12 protein-coding genes are annotated in these 15,942 nt (G+C 60.7%); 9 read left to right on the top strand and 3 right to left on the bottom strand.

The annotated features are described in order from the left end of the window. Positions 1 to 45 precede the first annotated feature (45 nt). From G7066_RS11930 to G7066_RS11920, 3 genes are read left to right on the top strand one after another with little or no spacing between them, the layout of a single operon-like run. Positions 46 to 1,119, top strand: a complete 1,074-nt coding sequence (locus G7066_RS11930; RefSeq protein ID WP_166331329.1) for an ABC transporter permease — start codon at positions 46 to 48, stop codon at positions 1,117 to 1,119. A 1-nt stretch (position 1,120) separates the two neighbouring features. Next, entirely contained in the window at positions 1,121 to 2,176 is a 1,056-nt protein-coding gene (locus G7066_RS11925) for an ABC transporter permease (RefSeq protein ID WP_166331327.1), read from the top strand. After that, positions 2,173 to 3,873 carry an ABC transporter ATP-binding protein gene (locus tag G7066_RS11920; protein ID WP_166331325.1) on the top strand — a complete coding sequence of 567 codons (1,701 nt, stop codon included), beginning with the start codon at positions 2,173 to 2,175 and terminating at the stop codon, positions 3,871 to 3,873. The genes G7066_RS11925 and G7066_RS11920 overlap by 4 nt, the downstream gene beginning before the upstream one ends. A gap of 193 nt (positions 3,874 to 4,066) precedes the next feature. Here G7066_RS11920 and G7066_RS11915 read toward each other — a convergent pair whose 3' ends face one another. Further along, positions 4,067 to 5,230 carry a hypothetical protein gene (locus tag G7066_RS11915; protein ID WP_166331323.1) on the bottom strand — a complete coding sequence of 388 codons (1,164 nt, stop codon included), beginning with the start codon at positions 5,228 to 5,230 and terminating at the stop codon, positions 4,067 to 4,069. A 229-nt stretch (positions 5,231 to 5,459) separates the two neighbouring features. Next, entirely contained in the window at positions 5,460 to 6,251 is a 792-nt protein-coding gene (locus G7066_RS11910; RefSeq protein ID WP_244302971.1) for a CPBP family intramembrane glutamic endopeptidase, read from the bottom strand. 284 nt (positions 6,252 to 6,535) lie between these two features. Between G7066_RS11910 and G7066_RS11905 the strand changes: the two genes are divergently transcribed. The 4 genes from G7066_RS11905 (at position 6,536) to G7066_RS11890 (ending at position 11,965) form a co-directional block, all read left to right on the top strand. After that, positions 6,536 to 8,128 carry a peptide ABC transporter substrate-binding protein gene (locus tag G7066_RS11905; protein ID WP_244302970.1) on the top strand — a complete coding sequence of 531 codons (1,593 nt, stop codon included), beginning with the start codon at positions 6,536 to 6,538 and terminating at the stop codon, positions 8,126 to 8,128. 181 nt (positions 8,129 to 8,309) lie between these two features. Further along, entirely contained in the window at positions 8,310 to 9,236 is a 927-nt protein-coding gene (locus tag G7066_RS11900; protein ID WP_166331317.1) for an ABC transporter permease, read from the top strand. Next, the gene (locus tag G7066_RS11895) at positions 9,229 to 10,083 is read left to right on the top strand and encodes an ABC transporter permease (protein WP_341873801.1); all 855 of its coding nucleotides are present in this window, start codon (positions 9,229 to 9,231) and stop codon (positions 10,081 to 10,083) included. The genes G7066_RS11900 and G7066_RS11895 overlap by 8 nt, the downstream gene beginning before the upstream one ends. A gap of 97 nt (positions 10,084 to 10,180) precedes the next feature. Next, positions 10,181 to 11,965: a dipeptide ABC transporter ATP-binding protein gene (locus G7066_RS11890; protein WP_166331315.1), complete on the top strand. Its 1,785-nt coding sequence runs from the start codon at positions 10,181 to 10,183 to the stop codon at positions 11,963 to 11,965. Here the strand turns inward: G7066_RS11890 and G7066_RS11885 are convergent, their stop codons facing one another. Continuing rightward, positions 11,966 to 13,153, bottom strand: coding sequence for a multidrug effflux MFS transporter (locus G7066_RS11885; RefSeq protein ID WP_244302969.1), 1,188 nt, complete (start codon positions 13,151 to 13,153; stop codon positions 11,966 to 11,968). Between the two features lie 155 nt (positions 13,154 to 13,308). Between G7066_RS11885 and typA the strand changes: the two genes are divergently transcribed. Then, entirely contained in the window at positions 13,309 to 15,213 is a 1,905-nt protein-coding gene (typA, locus tag G7066_RS11880) for a translational GTPase TypA (protein WP_166331311.1), read from the top strand. Positions 15,214 to 15,282: 69 nt separating this feature from the next. Beyond that, complete coding sequence (locus G7066_RS11875) at positions 15,283 to 15,921, top strand: CG0192-related protein (RefSeq protein WP_166331308.1); 639 nt, start codon at positions 15,283 to 15,285, stop codon at positions 15,919 to 15,921. Positions 15,922 to 15,942: the final 21 nt, after the last annotated feature.

Genomic DNA, 15,942 nt, shown 5'->3' with positions numbered 1-15,942 from the left:
CGTTCGCCCGCTTCTCCCCGTTTCTCCATTTTCAACGGAGCACTCATGGTTATTACTGAAACCGACACGGCTCCGGCCGCAATTGCGCGACAGCGCGGCGGTGGGCTCGGTCGTTTTATTCTCTGGCGAGCACTGCTCATCATTCCAACCGTCTTCATTCTGGTGACGATGGTCTTTCTCCTCATGCGAACCATGGGCAACCCCATCACCGCGTCGGTTGGCGACAGACTTCCTCCCGACCAGTTGGCAGAGCGCGTCGCTGCCGCGGGTTACGATCGCCCGCTCATCGTGCAGTACTTCGAGTACCTCGGTCAGGTGTTCACGGGGAACTTTGGCGTCACCTTTAGTGACCGTCGCCCGGTCACCGAGGTGCTCATGACGTTTGGTGCCGCAACCCTCGAACTCGCCATCTACACGATCATCGTTGCGCTGATTGTTGGCATCCCGCTCGGCATGCTGGCGGCGTACTACCGGGATCGCGGACCCGACGCGGTGTTGCGCGTGTTCGCGATCTTTACGTATGCAACCCCGGTGTTCTTCTCCGGCCTGATTATGAAGCTCATCTTTGGCATCTGGCTGGGGTGGCTGCCGGTTTCTGGCAGGGCTTCGATATCAACGGAGTTAGCGATCCAAACGCTGCCGGATCCCTCCGGGTTCTACCTGATTGATGCGTTCCGCACCGGCAACATTGCCAACGTTGGCGACGTGCTATTGCACGCCGTGCTGCCCGCCCTGACACTCGGCATGATGACGGCGGGCGTGTTCCTGCGGCTCGTGCGCACCAACATGATCGGCACACTGGGGCAGGAGTATGTCGACTCGGGCCGTTCCCGCGGTATTCGCGAGTATCGCCTGGTGACGAAGCACGCGTACAAGCCGGCGCTGATCCCGATCATCACGGTGATTGGTTTGCAGATCGCGCTGTTGCTCAGTGGTGCTGTGCTGACAGAGACCACCTTTGAGTGGAAAGGTCTGGGCTTCCAGCTGGCGCACTACCTGAGCGCGCGCGACTTCGTTGCGGTGCAGGGCATCGTTGCACTGCTCGCGGTAATTGTCGCGCTGAGTAACTTTGTGGTTGACGTGGTCGCCGCGCTCATCGACCCGCGAGTGAGGTACTGAGATGACAACCGAAGCGATTCTCACGGCCCCGCGTGTTGAGCGCGGCTGGCACTCTTGGCCGCTTGTCAAGCAGATTCGGCAGAGCATTGGCCTGCAGCGCGGCATGCTCATTGCTGGCCTCGTGCTGGTTTTTGCCTTCGTGGTGGTGGCGCTCTTCGCGCCGCTCTTGGCGCCCTACGGGTTCTCGGCGCTATCCGGCCCCGACGGTGATTTTGGATCGCTGCAGGCACCATCCGCCGCGCACCCGTTTGGCACAACCATCGCGGGCTACGACGTGCTCTCGCGCGTCATCTGGGGCGCGCGCACGGCGTTCCTCGTGATTGCCATCGCGGTGATCAGTTCGATCTTCTTGGGGTCGTTCCTCGGTCTGCTCTCCGGTTACCTTGGTGGCTGGCTGGATCGTGTGCTTGTGATGCTGGCCGACGCTATCTTCGCGTTCCCCTCGCTGCTCCTCGCCATTGTGCTCTCGATCGTCATTTCTGGCGGCCAGTCAAGCCTGTGGGGTGGCATTTGGGCGGCCTCGCTGTCGATCACCGTGGTGTTCATTCCGCAGTATCTGCGTGTGGTGCGTTCCGAGGTCATTCGAGTGAAGGCCGAGGCCTATGTTGAATCAGCGAGAGTGGTTGGCGCGAGCCACCTGCGAATCATGTTTCGTCACGTCATGCGTAACTCGACGCGCTCGCTGCCGCTCGTGTTCACACTGAACGCCTCGGAAGCGATTCTGACTCTTGCCGGCCTCGGCTTTTTGGGATTCGGGATCGAGCCCAACTCCGCCGCTGAGTGGGGCTACGACCTCAACAAGGCCATCGCCGACGTGACGAACGGGGTGTGGTGGACGAGCCTGTGGCCCGGTATCGCGATCGTGCTCGTGGTCATGGGGTTGACACTTACCGGCGAGAGCCTGAATGACCTCTCCGACCCGAGGCTGCGCAGCCGTCGCCGTGCGAAAGCGGGCAGCGGGGTGGTCGCAAACACCTCGATGCTCGAAACGGTAGGTATTGCCGGGCAGGAGCCCGACCCGAATGTTGGTGCTGCTCAAGATGGGAATGCACGATGACAAATGTTCTTGATATTCAGAACCTTGAGGTGACGTTCGCAACGGATCACGGCGCCGTGAAAGCGGTCGACGGAGTCTCGCTCTCCGTCGAACCCGGCCGTGTGCTGGCCGTTGTCGGCGAGTCGGGATCTGGCAAAACCGTCACGGCTCGCACGGTCCTGGGCCTGTTGCCCGAGACCGCGGTGTCGTCTGGTGCGGTGCTGCTCACCACCCGCGATGGCGACACAGAGAACAACGTGCTGCATCTCACAAAGGATCAGTTGCGCCAGGTGCGCGGTCGTGACGTCGCGATGGTGTTTCAGGAGGCCTCAACCGCGCTGAACCCTGTGTTTACCATCGGATGGCAGATCGCCGACGGACTGCGCGCGCACGAGAAGCTGTCGAAGAGGGAGGCGCGGGCACGGGCGATCGAAATGTTGGAGCGGGTCGGGATCCCGGAGCCCGCCGAGCGCGCCGATTACTACCCGCATCAGCTCTCCGGCGGGCAAAAGCAGCGCGTCATGATCGCGATGGCGCTCGCCCTGCGACCCGGGCTCATTGTCGCTGATGAGCCGACGACCGCGCTCGATGTGACCGTGCAGGCGGAGATCTTGGATCTGCTGCGCAAACTGCGCGATGAGTTTGGTACCGCGATCCTGCTCATTACCCACAACATGGGGGTCGTGGCCGACCTTGCTGACGACGTCGCTGTGATGTATCAGGGTGAAGTCGTGGAGCGGGCTCCCGCAGCTGAACTGTTCGCGAATCCGCGCGAGGAGTACACACGAGAGCTATTGGGATCCGTATTGAACCTTGGTGGTGGTCGCATTCGGGCCTCGGGTCGTGTTGAGGAGGCGTCCGGGTCAGTTCGGGATCACACGCAGAGCGAAGCCGTGGTGTTGGCAAAGAATCTGCAGATTCAGTACCCCGGGCGCCTAGGGCGGCCTGGCTTTATGGCCGTGCGCGGCGTCAACTTTGAGATCCACGCTGGCGAGGTGTACGGCCTCGTGGGGGAGTCAGGATCGGGCAAATCCACTATTGGTCGCGCAATTGCAGGCCTGACACCTGCGACCGGTGGGTCGCTGCGGGTGCTCGGCCACGAAATGGTCGGGTTCAAAGAGCGGGAATTTAAGCCTGCTCGGCGTGACATCGGGTTTGTATTTCAGGATCCGGCCTCGAGCTTCAACCCGCTGCTGACCATAGCGGAGAACGTCGCCGAGCCGCTGCTGGTGCATCGCCTGGCCCGCAACCTTGCCGGGGCTCAAAAACGGGTCGACGAACTGCTCGAGTCAGTGCAACTGCCGCGCACGTACGGTGAGCGCTTTCCGCACGAGCTCTCGGGGGGCCAACGACAGCGGGCCTCGCTCGCTCGCGGGTTGGCGCTCGACCCGAAGCTGCTGATAGCTGACGAGCCGACCTCTGCGCTCGATGTATCCGTGCAGGCGAAGGTGCTGGAGCTGTTCACAGAGTTGCAGGCGGAGCTGGGCTTTGCAGCGCTGTTCATCACCCACGATCTCGCGGTTGTCGACGCGCTCGCCGACCGAGTGGGGGTGCTCTATCACGGCGAACTCGTGGAGAGCGGAGTAGCTACCGAGGTGCTCAACAACCCGCAGGAACCGTACACACAGCGACTGCTTGCTTCGCTGCCGGTGCCGGACCCGGCTCGGCAGGCCGAGCGTCGTGAGTTGGCTCGCGCTCTGCGTGAGGCAGGGACGTAGAGCATTTGCGTGGGCGGAGTGCTCCTGGTCGGGGCCTTGCCCAGGGGTTTGCGACAGCGCACACCTTGCCCACGAGGGGGCCACTTCCCGACGCTAAGTTTGCGTTGGTAAGTGGCCCGCTCGTGGAACTGCGGCCCACTCGTCTGACCGACGCCGCGATTGAAGCGGAACGCATCATCCGAGAGCGCATAGGTCACCGTAACTTGCCGAGAAACAGAGCGATCTCTTCGCCATAGCTGCGGACCGGAACACCTGGAACGGGTAGTCTGAACTCGCGTAATCGCTGTGCGAATACCTCAGTGGTTTCGACATCGGCAGCACCCCAGCGCACCCCACGCATTCCAGTTGTCCCAACAACCCAATCGTGCCGACGCTTTTCGTCATGCACCACCTCGTCGGCTGAACGCTTTCCAAGCAGCTTAGAGTCAGTGTATTTTGCCTTCCCATCGCACTCTCCAAAGACCCCGAGACCTTCGAATAGAAAATCGAGATAGTTGTACCCGCCCCACTCGGAGCGCACTCTAAACTGCACCTTCACGTTGAGCCCCACCTGTAAACATCGGAGCCGACTCACTGTCTCTAGTGGGGAATCGGCGCCAGGATGTGCAAGCGTCGCGAGCGCACGAACCGCGGGCATCCCCCGAGAATGAGGGAAGCGTTTTGCCCTATCTCGTAGACGCTGCTGCCACTCATCCCAGGACTGTTCATCGATGGACCGGTTGACAGTTATCTGGTGGCGAAGGAACTCGTCTGTGCAAGCAAGCGCAATTGCAAATGGCTCTGACCGTCCAAGATCGAACAGCGTCCGTTCACCCGATGTGAGAGTAAACCCGAGGCTTGAAATGACTTCACTGTCAGATAGTTCACCCCGGTGGCGAAACATGAATGGGTGTGAAGACGCACGCCTATTGCTTGCTGCGGTTGTATGAACCAGACGAGGGTCCGGAGCACCCGACGGAGTGCGGTCCTTGGGTGCATCGCCGTCGAGAGAGCTCTGCCTTTCTTTGAACGGGCTGAACGCCGTGGTAACGCCGGGTTCGCGCGCCTCGGACGGGAACAAACGATTGAGCCAGGCCGACCAAACGGGCAAGCCAAGCAATGTTGCGGCTGTGCGATGCGAGAACACAATGGTGCCGGCGGCAGCCTCGCGTGCCGCAAGCGCTGAAACAACGTGGCGCTGCCTGTAGTCAGCGCCATTCCAAAACGCCGATCTGACAAAGTACCCTTGTCGAAGCCGCACAAGCGAACCGTTCGACACTTCTGATCGGATACCCCGCTCAGTCATTCCAGCCCGAAGGAGTTCTCGGGTTGACGCAAGCGAACGTGCCGCCTCTTCAACGACCTGGGCAATCTGCATGGTAGAGAGCCTGGCAGCGAACGGAAACGGGATCGCGGGGAATTGCTGATCTGTGGAGAAAAGCGCTCGAATGGTCCTGTGCGAGTGGTTGTGAGCGATGGTGCAGCTGCGGGATGTTCACCGCCATTGGCATTTGTAACTGACCACAGTGCACACCGTGCCGTCGAGCGGGCCACTTTCTGACGATCTATTTATGCAGGACAGAGACCCAGCCGTCGGAAAGTGGCCCTTACTTCGCTGGGGAACCAAACAGCGCTGGCCAAAGTGCTACTGCGAGCGGGTAGGCGACGAAGCTGACGATGTCGAGGATCCAGTGCGCAACGATGAGCGGCAGGCTGCGTCCCCAGCGATGGTAGGCCCAGCCAAAGACGAGGCCCATGGCCACGTTTCCGATGAAGCCGCCGAATCCCTGGTAGAGGTGGTAACTTCCGCGCAGCAGGGCGCTCGTCACAATCGTGGCCACCGTGCCAACGCCGAGCCTTTTTAGTCGTTCGAATAGGTATGCAACGACGATCAGTTCTTCGCCAAGTGCCGCGCGTAGCGCCTGCAGAATCAGGATCGGTACGGTCCACCAGTATGTATCTAGGGCGGCGGGCACAACGGTGGTGTTGATGCCAATCCCTTTGGCGAACAAATAGAAGGCAATGCCGGGGATCCCAATCGCGGCCGCGAGGATCACCCCGCCACCGGCCTCCCTTAGCCACCAGAGTGGTTTCGCATCGATGGGCCGGCCGATCCCGAGCCGCCGCAGGTGCGGGCGAGTGTTGCTCCACAACAGAAACACTACGAGTGCGACCGGAGCGAGACCAAACGCGAAGCCCAGTAGCTGATAAATGAGGTCGAACAGTGGTCGCTCGTCGAGTGGTCTGTTGATCGTGGCCGTCTGCGATGAGAGAGCGGTCTCGCGGGTTACGCGCTCAATAATCGTGACGATGGCATACACGCCAGACGCGCCGAAGGACAGCGCCAAGACAATCCCAATTTCCCAGCGAAGCCGGGTTCGCGCGGCCGAAATTTTCACGACTTTAGCGTATCGCGCGAGCGGTCGGCCCCATAGTTGGATTGTGCCGAGATATTTCGACGAGAGGCGCGGTTTGTGGGAGAACATCTACAGCCCTTGTTACGAAGAAGTCACGAGCAAGTCACGAGGCTTCCGAGTGCGCCAGCTCTCGATAGGCTGGAGGGGTAAGTACTCTAAGTCGCTCGCAGATAGAGTCCCCAAAAAAGGGTATTTCTGCGAGCGGAGGAATGTTCACGAAAGGAATACCTGTGAAGCGATCACGTATCGGCCTGAGCTTAATTGCTATGGCTGCAGCTAGCGCATTGGTGCTGACTGGCTGCTCATCGAGCGGTGGCGACAACAAGGGCGGCGATGCCAAGGGCGACAGTGCTGCAATCATTACTGTAAACGGCTCGGAGCCCGAAAGTGGCTTGATCCCTAGCGACACCAACGAGGTTGGTGGTGGTCGTATTCTCGACATCATGTACGCGGGGCTGTACTACTACGATGCAAAGGGCAACCCGAAGCTCGATGTTGCTGAGTCGGTCGACACGACGGACTCGAAGGTCTATACGATCAAGCTCAAGGCTGATCAGAAGTTCACCAATGGAGACCCGGTCGACGCCGAATCGTTCGTGAACGCGTGGAACGACGCTGCGAAATTCTCAAACGCCCGCAAGAATGCGTCGTGGTTCTCGAATATCGAGGGCTTTGACGACACTAAGGATGCAGAGCTCACCGGTCTCAAGGTCGTTGATGACACGACCTTCACCGTTACGCTGAAGAGCGCGCAGTCGGACTTCCCGCTGCAACTCGGTTACTCCTCGTTCTACCCGGTGCCGAAGTCAGCGTTTGACGCAGACGGCAACATCACCAAGGACTACGGTCAGAATCCTATTGGCAACGGCCCCTACAAGGTCGCTGACAAGGGCTGGACCCACAAGGTCAAGATCGAAATGGTGAAAAACGACGAGTACAAGGGTGATCGCGAAGCCAAGAACGGTGGCCTCTCGATTGTCTTCTACGACTCCTACGATGCTGCGTACGCTGACCTGCTGGGCGGCAACCTTGATGTGCTCGACCAGATTCCTGACACCGCATACGCCAACTACAAGGACGATCTGGGTGATCGCTGGATCAACCAGCCCGCTGCGATCTTCCAGTCCTTCACTATCCCGGAGCGACTCGATCACTTTGCCGGTGAAGAGGGCCAGCTGCGTCGTGAGGCTATCTCGCGTGCGATCAACCGCCCGCAGATCACCGACAAGATCTTCAGCGACACCCGTACCCCCGCGGTTGACTGGTCCTCACCTGTCATCAACGGCTTCAGCGACAGCCTCAAGGGCAAAGATGTACTGACCTACGATGCCAAGAAGGCGAAGGAGCTGTGGGCGAAGGCCGATGCTATCTCGCCGTGGACCGGCAAGTTCCAGATCGCGTACAACGCTGACGGTGGCCACCAGGCCTGGGTCGATGCTGTGTCGAACGACCTTAAGAACAACCTCGGCATTGATGCCTCGGGCGCTCCGAACCCGCTGTTCGGTGACTTCCGTCAGACCATCACTGATCGTTCCATCCAAACCGCATTCCGCTCGGGCTGGCAGGGTGACTACCCGGGGCTCAGCAACTTCCTGCTGCCGCTCTACAAGACCGGTGCATCGTCGAACGACGGCGACTACTCCAGTGCAGAGGTCGACAAGCTCCTTGAAGAGGGTGTCGCGGCGAAGGACGTGGAGGCTGCAAACGAGAAGTTCCACGCAGCAGAGGAGATCCTGTTCAAGGATCTGCCTGCTATTCCGCTCTGGTACCAGAACGCAGTGAGCGGTTACTCCGAGGCTGTGAGCAACGTCACCATCGGTTGGAACTCGGTGCCGCTCTACTACGAGATCACCAAGTAACACCTACAGTATTGAGGCCCCGGGCCCACCTACTCGGGGCCTCAATCACCTCCCGGCGAATGCTTCGCAGGGAGGATTTTCACTGCGGAATTGAGGACATAGTGGTTCTCAACTTCGTTTCGCGCCACAATTGCGAGAGAATACGCTTCATGCTTACCACCACTGAGCGGAGGAGCGGCGAATGCTGAGATACGTCCTCTTCCGCATCCTTCAGGTCATCCCGGTTCTCCTGGGAACGACGTTTCTGATTTACTTCATGGTCTTCTCGATGCCGGGAGACCCGATCCTCGCCCTCTTCGGCGACAAGACCCCGAGCCCGGCGGTTCTTGAAGAGATCACCAAACAATACAACCTCGATAAGCCGTTTATCGTGCAGTACCTTCTGTATCTCGGCGGTATCTTCACCGGAGACCTCGGCCTCACTTTTTCGGGACAGCCAGTGACCGAGGTGCTCGCGCGCACTTTTCCGGTCACGATTCAGCTAGCGCTCATGGCAATTGTCGTTGAGCTTTTCCTCGCCGTTTCGATCGGCCTCATCTCGGGCCTGCGCAAAGGCAAACTCTTTGACAACGTGAGCCTCATTATCGGACTCATCATGACGAGTGTGCCGATCTTCGTGCTTGCATTTGTTGCGCAGTACTTCCTTGGTATCAAGTGGGGCATCTTTCGCACGACCGTCGGCCCTGGTGCTCCGATACAGGATCTGATCATGCCAGCGCTCGTGCTCGGTGTTTCGCTCTACGCAACCAGCATGCGGTTGACGCGTGCCTCAGTCATTGACACGCTGAACCAGGACTTCGTGCGCACCGCCTATGCGAAGGGGCTGAGCCGCAACCGCATTATCCCGGTACACGTGCTGCGAAATTCGCTCATCCCGACGATTACCAACACCGCCACCAACTTCGGAATTCTCATGGTTGGTGCCACGGTGACTGAGGCGATCTTCAACGTTCCCGGTGTCGGTAATACCCTCTTCAAAGCGATCCGACTCGGGGAGAACACAACTGTGGTTTCGTTTGTGACGGTGATGGTGCTCATTTACCTCTTCGTCAACCTCTTCATTGACCTGCTCTACGCGGTGCTTGACCCAAGGATCCGATATGCCTGAGAACACGAATCCTAGAAACGAGCACTTCGTTGCGCCGTTCGACGAGAACACGTTTACCGCTGCGGTAGATGTTCCGAAGCTCGACGAGCGTCGCTCCGGCCTTTGGATAGATGCGTGGCGCGATATTCGCAAGCGACCGATGTTCTACATCTCAGTCACCCTGCTGCTCTTTGTCATCACCGCAGCAGTCTTTCCGAGTCTGTTTACGCAGGCCGACCCGAGGCAGTGCGATCTCTCGCTGAGTAACGCCGGTCCTGAAGCCGGACACCCGCTCGGCTTCACCAAGCAGGGCTGTGACATTTACGCCCGCATCGTGTACGGCACCTCCACCTCGGTGTCCGTTGGTCTCATCTCTACACTGCTCATTTTTGTGATCGGAACCGTGATGGGTGCCATCGCGGGCTTTTTTGGCAAGTGGGTCGACGCGGTGCTGTCGCGTGTCGGCGACATCTTCTTCTCGATCCCCTACATCCTCGCGGCAGTGATCGTGATGAGCGTCCTGAGGGATTACCGAAACATCTGGGTGATCTCGCTTGCCATTGGTATCTTCGCCTGGGCCTCAAGCGCGCGCGTGCTGCGCGCTGAAGTGCTGCGTATTCGTCCGGCAGACTTCGTCACCGCCTCTACCGCGCAGGGCCTTGGTCCGTGGCGGACACTGTGGCGCCACGTACTCCCGAATTCGATGGCGCCAATGATCGTCGTATCAACGCTCGCGCTGGCCGCCTCGATCGTGGCTGAGGCAGTGCTCTCCTTCTTGGGTGTCGGCCTGCCAACGCCGGAGTTCATTAGCTGGGGCAACGATATTGCTCAGGCCCAGGGGACCTGCGCACCGCACCGGAGAACCTGATTTTCCCATCCATCGCGCTCACCCTGACCGTACTCGCCTTCATCCTGCTGGGTGAGGTACTGCGTGACGCACTCGATCCGAAGGCGAGGGCACAGCGATGAGCGAGCAACAGCCACTACTCAGCGTGCGCGACCTGAAGGTTGCGTTTAAAGTCGGCAAGACGATGAACGAGGTGCTGCACGGGGTCAACTTTGACGTGTACCCCGGCGAGACCGTCGCGATTGTGGGGGAATCAGGGTCCGGCAAGTCCACAACAATGCACGCCGTCATCAACCTGCTGCCAGGTACGGGTCGCATCACCGAGGGATCCGTGAACTGGAACGGGCGCGAGCTTGTTGGTATCCACCGGCGTGACATGGAAACCATTCGCGGCCGCGAAATTGGTCTTGTGCCGCAGGATCCGATGTCAAACCTCAACCCGGTGTGGTCTATCGGCTTCCAGGTTGAAGAGGCCATCCGTGCCAACGGCCTTGCGAATGGACGTAAAGAGGTCAAGGAGCGTGCCGTTGAGGTGCTCCAGCAGGCGGGTCTGCAAGATGCCGAAAAGCGCATGAAGCAGTTTCCGCACCAGTTCTCTGGTGGCATGAAGCAGCGCGCGCTTATTGGCATCGGCCTCGCCGCCGACCCGCAGCTGCTCATCGCAGACGAACCGACTTCGGCGCTCGACGTGACCGTGCAGCGAGTGGTGCTCGATCACCTTGGCAAGATGACGAGTGAGCGCGGCACTGCCGTGGTGTTCATTACTCACGATCTCGGCCTTGCCGCTGAGCGCGCTGAGAAGCTGATCGTGATGTACAAGGGCAACATCGTGGAATCGGGCCCGAGCCGCGAGATTCTGCAGCACCCGCAGCACCCGTACACGAAGCGACTCGTTGCTGCTGCGCCGAGCCTCGCTTCGCGCCGCATCGGCTCCGACGCCGAGCTGCCTCCCGCTCCGACTGATTCGTTTGATGTTTCCACTCTCGCGGGCGGAGATCAAAAGAATGTCGCCCAAGGTGAACCCATGATCGAGGTCAACGGCCTCGGCAAGGTCTACAAGATTCGTAAGGGAAACTTTGGGTCTGAAGAGTTCCACGCTGTCTCCGACGCCACCTTCACGGTCAAGCGCGGCGAAACGATGGCGCTTGTTGGTGAGTCGGGATCGGGCAAATCCACGATCGCGAAGATGCTCCTGCAGCTCGAGACTTCATCCAGCGGGTCAATCAAGATCGCTGGCCAAGAAATGGCGGGTATCTCTGGCAAGCGGCTCTTCGATCTGCGTCGCACGCTACAGCCCGTGTTCCAAGACCCGTACGGTTCGCTGGATCCGCTGACCAACATCGGCAACACCATCATGGAGCCGCTCAACATTCACAAGGTCGGCGATCGCGCCAGCCGTCGTGAGCGCATGTATGAGCTGCTTGACCAGGTGTCGCTGCCGCGTGACATGGCTACGCGTTACCCGAACGAACTCTCGGGTGGCCAACGCCAGCGCGTGGCTGTCGCTCGTGGACTCGCGCTGAAGCCTGACGTGCTGATCCTCGATGAGGCCGTGTCGGCGCTTGACGTGCTGGTGCAGGCACAGATTCTGGATCTGCTCGCCGAACTGCAGCGTGAACTCGGGTTGACGTACCTCTTCATTACACACGACCTTGCGGTGGTGCGGTTGATTGCGGACCGCGTGTGCGTGATGCAGCAGGGACGGATCGTCGAGCAGGCGACCGTTGAAGAGGTCTTCGAGAACCCGCAGCAGGAGTACACGAAGAACCTGCTCGCCGCGATTCCCGGGGCGAACATTGAACTGGGTATGGAGCCTGGTGACCACGTGCCTCACCTTCGGAAGCGAACCGACGGCGAAGGGCCTTTCGCGGGCCAGGCTCCAACGGGCTTGCCGTCCCGCTAGCTACACCTGGCGTGCGTAGGCCAACGCGCCTGCGCACGCCAGCGTGGAGGCTGCGAGCACAAAGACCGCCATTGGTAGGGCCGTGTGCTCGCCCCACGCACCAACCAGCGGTGACGCCAGTCCACCGACCGTAAACTGTGCGGCGCCGAGCAGTGCGGATCCCGCACCGCGTGAGCGCGCTGCGAGCGTCAGGGCGAGGGCGCTGGCGTTCGACATGATCAGTCCAGTGCCGCCGGTGAGGGTGAACGCGCAGGCAATAAATGCCGGAATGCTGAGGGTGTCAGTCGCCGCGAACAAGGTCAGCGCAATGCCCGCCGCGAGCGACAGGCTCGTGCCGAGCAGTAGCATGCGCTGCGGCCGCACCCGGCCCGCGAGGCGAGCATTGATGGAGTTCGCGAGGATCATCGCGCACGCGCCGGAAGCAAACGCCAGAGCGTACACAAACGGTGGCATGCCGAGGATCAACTGCCCGATGAACGGCGAGGCTGAAATGTAGGCCATCATGCTGCCGAAGCCCAGGCCGAACACGCACATGAGCAGTAGGAACTCGTGGGTGCGCAGCAGGAATCCGAAGCTCTGCAGGGCGGTGCGCAGTCCCGAACTGCGGCGTGCCTCGGGCGGAAGCGATTCGGGCACAAACGCTAATGCGAGCCCAAACATCGCGACAGCGATCACGGCGAGCGTGCCAAGCACCGTGCGCCAGTCGCCGAGTTGCAAAATGCCACCGCCGATGGGTGGTGCGACCAGCGGGCCGAGGCCCACGAACATGGCGATCAGGCTGATGGCCCGAATTGCGGCCGCGCCCTCTGAAAGATCAACAGCGATCGCGCGTGAGACAACCACACCCGCAGCGCCCGTGATGCCCTGCAGGGCGCGCAGCGCAATAAACACAATGATGTTGGGGGAGAACACCATTAACACACTCGCGAGCGCAAACACGCTCAGCGAGACGACCAGCACGGGACGGCGGCCCAGTTGGTCGGAGAGTGGGCCGAGAATGAGCTGGCCGATCCCCATCCCCAGTAAAAATGAGGTGAGTGTGAGCTGCACCGAAGAAGCCGGGGCGCCCAAGTCACGCGCGATGTCTGTAAATGATGCCAAATAGAGATCGGTGGCGAACGGTCCGATCGCGGCGAGGAACGAGAGTACCGCCAGGAGAGCTGGGGTGAGGCGCGGCCGAGCGGTCATCCTAACGATCATATGCGAAGTTCATGGTGGAGGTTCAGGTGAAATCCGCTAAACTGGTGCGTCGGCCTCTTTGGTGCCTTCGCGGGATGATCCCGCAGCGCGCCCGGCAACCCGCCGCGTCGGCGCTCCGTTCGTCTCGTTAGGACTCAACTTATATGGCTCTCGCCACACGCGAAGACCTCCGCAATGTCGCAATTGTCGCACACGTCGACCACGGCAAGACAACGCTCGTTGACGCCATGCTGCGCCAGACAAACTCGTTTGACGCGCACGCCGAGATGGACGATCGGGTCATGGACTCGAACGATCTCGAGCGCGAAAAGGGCATCACGATCCTGGCCAAGAACACCGCGATCACCTACGAGGGTGTGCACGCGAAGAATGGCCCCATTATCATCAACGTTGTAGACACCCCGGGCCACGCCGACTTCGGTGGCGAGGTGGAGCGCGCCCTGTCGATGGTTGACGGTGTCGTGCTGCTCGTCGATTCATCCGAGGGCCCGCTGCCGCAGACCCGCTTCGTGCTGCGCAAGGCACTTGAGGCGAAGTTGCCCGTGATTCTCGCGGTGAACAAGACCGACCGTCCCGATGGTCGCATTGAAGAGGTTGAGGGCGAGGCGCAGGATCTGCTGCTTGGTCTCGCATCAGATCTCTCAGAGGATCACCCCGACATCGATATCGATGCGGTGCTTGATGTGCCAACCGTATACCTCTCGGGCCGCGCGGGCGCTGCGAGCCACAACCGTCCCGAGAACGGCGAGCTGCCCGACAACCCCGATCTTGAGCCGCTGTTCGAGACGATCCTCGACCGCGTGCCCGCCCCGCAATTTGACGACGAAGCACCGCTGCAGGCGCACGTCACGAACCTTGACTCCTCGCCGTTCCTCGGCCGTATTGCGCTGCTGCGCGTGCACAACGGCTGGATCCACAAGGGTGAGACCGTTGCGTGGGTGAAGCTCGATGGCAGCGTGCAGAACGTGCGCATCACCGAGCTCATGCTGACCAAGGCGCTAACCCGCTTCCCGGCGGAGAAGGCTGGCCCCGGCGACATTGTGGCTATTGCCGGTATCGAAGACATCACCATTGGTGAGACCATCTCTGATGCCGAAGACGTGCGCCCGCTGCCCGCGATTCACATTGACGAGCCGGCCATCTCGATGACCATCGGTGCCAACACCTCGCCGCTCGTCGGCAAGGTGAAGGGTCACAAGCTCACCGCCCGCATGATCAAGGATCGCCTTGACCGCGAGCTCATCGGTAACGTGTCGCTTCGTGTGCTCGACACCTCGCGCCCGGACGCGTGGGAGGTTCAGGGTCGTGGCGAGCTTGCGCTCGCGATCCTTGTTGAGAACATGCGCCGCGAGGGATTCGAGCTGACCGTGGGCAAACCCCAGGTGGTCACCAAGCAAATCGACGGCAAGACGCACGAGCCCTACGAGCACCTCACGATCGATACGCCGGAAGAGCACCTCGGCGCTATTACGCAGCTGCTGGCCGCTCGCAAGGGTCGCATGGAAAACATGGTAAACAACGGCACCGGCTGGGTGCGCATGGAGTTCATCGTGCCGTCGCGTGGCCTGATCGGCTTCCGCTCGGAGTTCATGACCACCACCCGCGGCACCGGCATCGCCAACGCGATCTCGCACGGCTACGACGAGTGGTCGGGCTCCATTGTGACGCGCAACAACGGCTCGATCGTTGCTGACCGCGCCGGTGTGGCCACGCCGTTCTCGATCATCAACCTGCAGGAGCGCATGTCGTTCTTCGTGCAGCCCACCCAAGAGGTGTACGAGGGCATGGTTATTGGCGAGAACTCGCGCTCCGAAGACATGGACGTGAACATCACCAAGGAAAAGAAGCTCACCAACATGCGCTCCGCCAGCGCAGACAACTTCGAGTCGATGACGCCGCCGCGTCAGCTGACACTCGAGGAATGCCTCGAGTTCGCTCGTGAAGACGAGTGCGTCGAGGTGACCCCCGAGGTAGTGCGTATTCGTAAGGTCGAGCTCGACGCGAGTGCTCGTGCACGTGCGGCTTCGCGGGTGAAGAACCAGAAGTAGTCGTTGAGGGTCTGATCCCGAATCGCTTTGATGTGTTGCGGGTGCGAGGTCCGGGCGTAGGATCTGAGCATGTCTCTGATTTACGCCTCGACCACACTGCGGCCCTCGAAGCTCGAACTGCTCGCCGAGTGGCTGCCCACTCAGAGTTGGTTTGCTGGTGATGTTGCTCTGTTGACCTCACTCGGTGCTTATCGCTTTGACGACCCCGAGGGTGAAGTTGGGGTCGAGGGGCACCTGTTGAGCGCGGGTGATGACACGGTCTATCACGTGCCGCTCACGTACCGTGGTGCTGAGTTGGAGGACGGCGAACCGTTTCTCGTCGGCACCATGGAGCACGGTGTGCTCGGCACGCGCTGGGTGAGCGATGCGACCGGTGATCCCGTGTATCGCTCTGCTCTTGCTGCTGCGATCGCGCAGGGCGGGCACGAGGCGGAACTCGTGGCGGAGAATGCCGAGGGTCAGCGCACGGTGCGCGGATCTACTACCCACGTTCGCGGTTCGGGATCCGCGGGAAGCCCCGTGCCCGAGTTGTGGGCCGCCTCAGTCGAGGTGCTAGGGGGAGCAGTCAGGATCGAAGCGCCTCTCGCGACGCTCGACGTGTTTCGGGGGCTGGACCGAGAGGCGACACCGTTGGCCGGTTCCGAGGTGCTCTGGGGTACCTGGCCAGGGCAGCTTGACCCTGTGATGCTGGCGTCGTTGACGGTTTAGGTGTGTGGCCTGCGCGACGGG

The sequence above is a fragment of the Leucobacter coleopterorum genome (assembly GCF_011382985.1).
GTDB classification, from domain to species: Bacteria; Actinomycetota; Actinomycetes; order Actinomycetales; family Microbacteriaceae; genus Leucobacter; species Leucobacter coleopterorum.
This window is presented reverse-complemented; position numbering and strand designations above follow the sequence as displayed.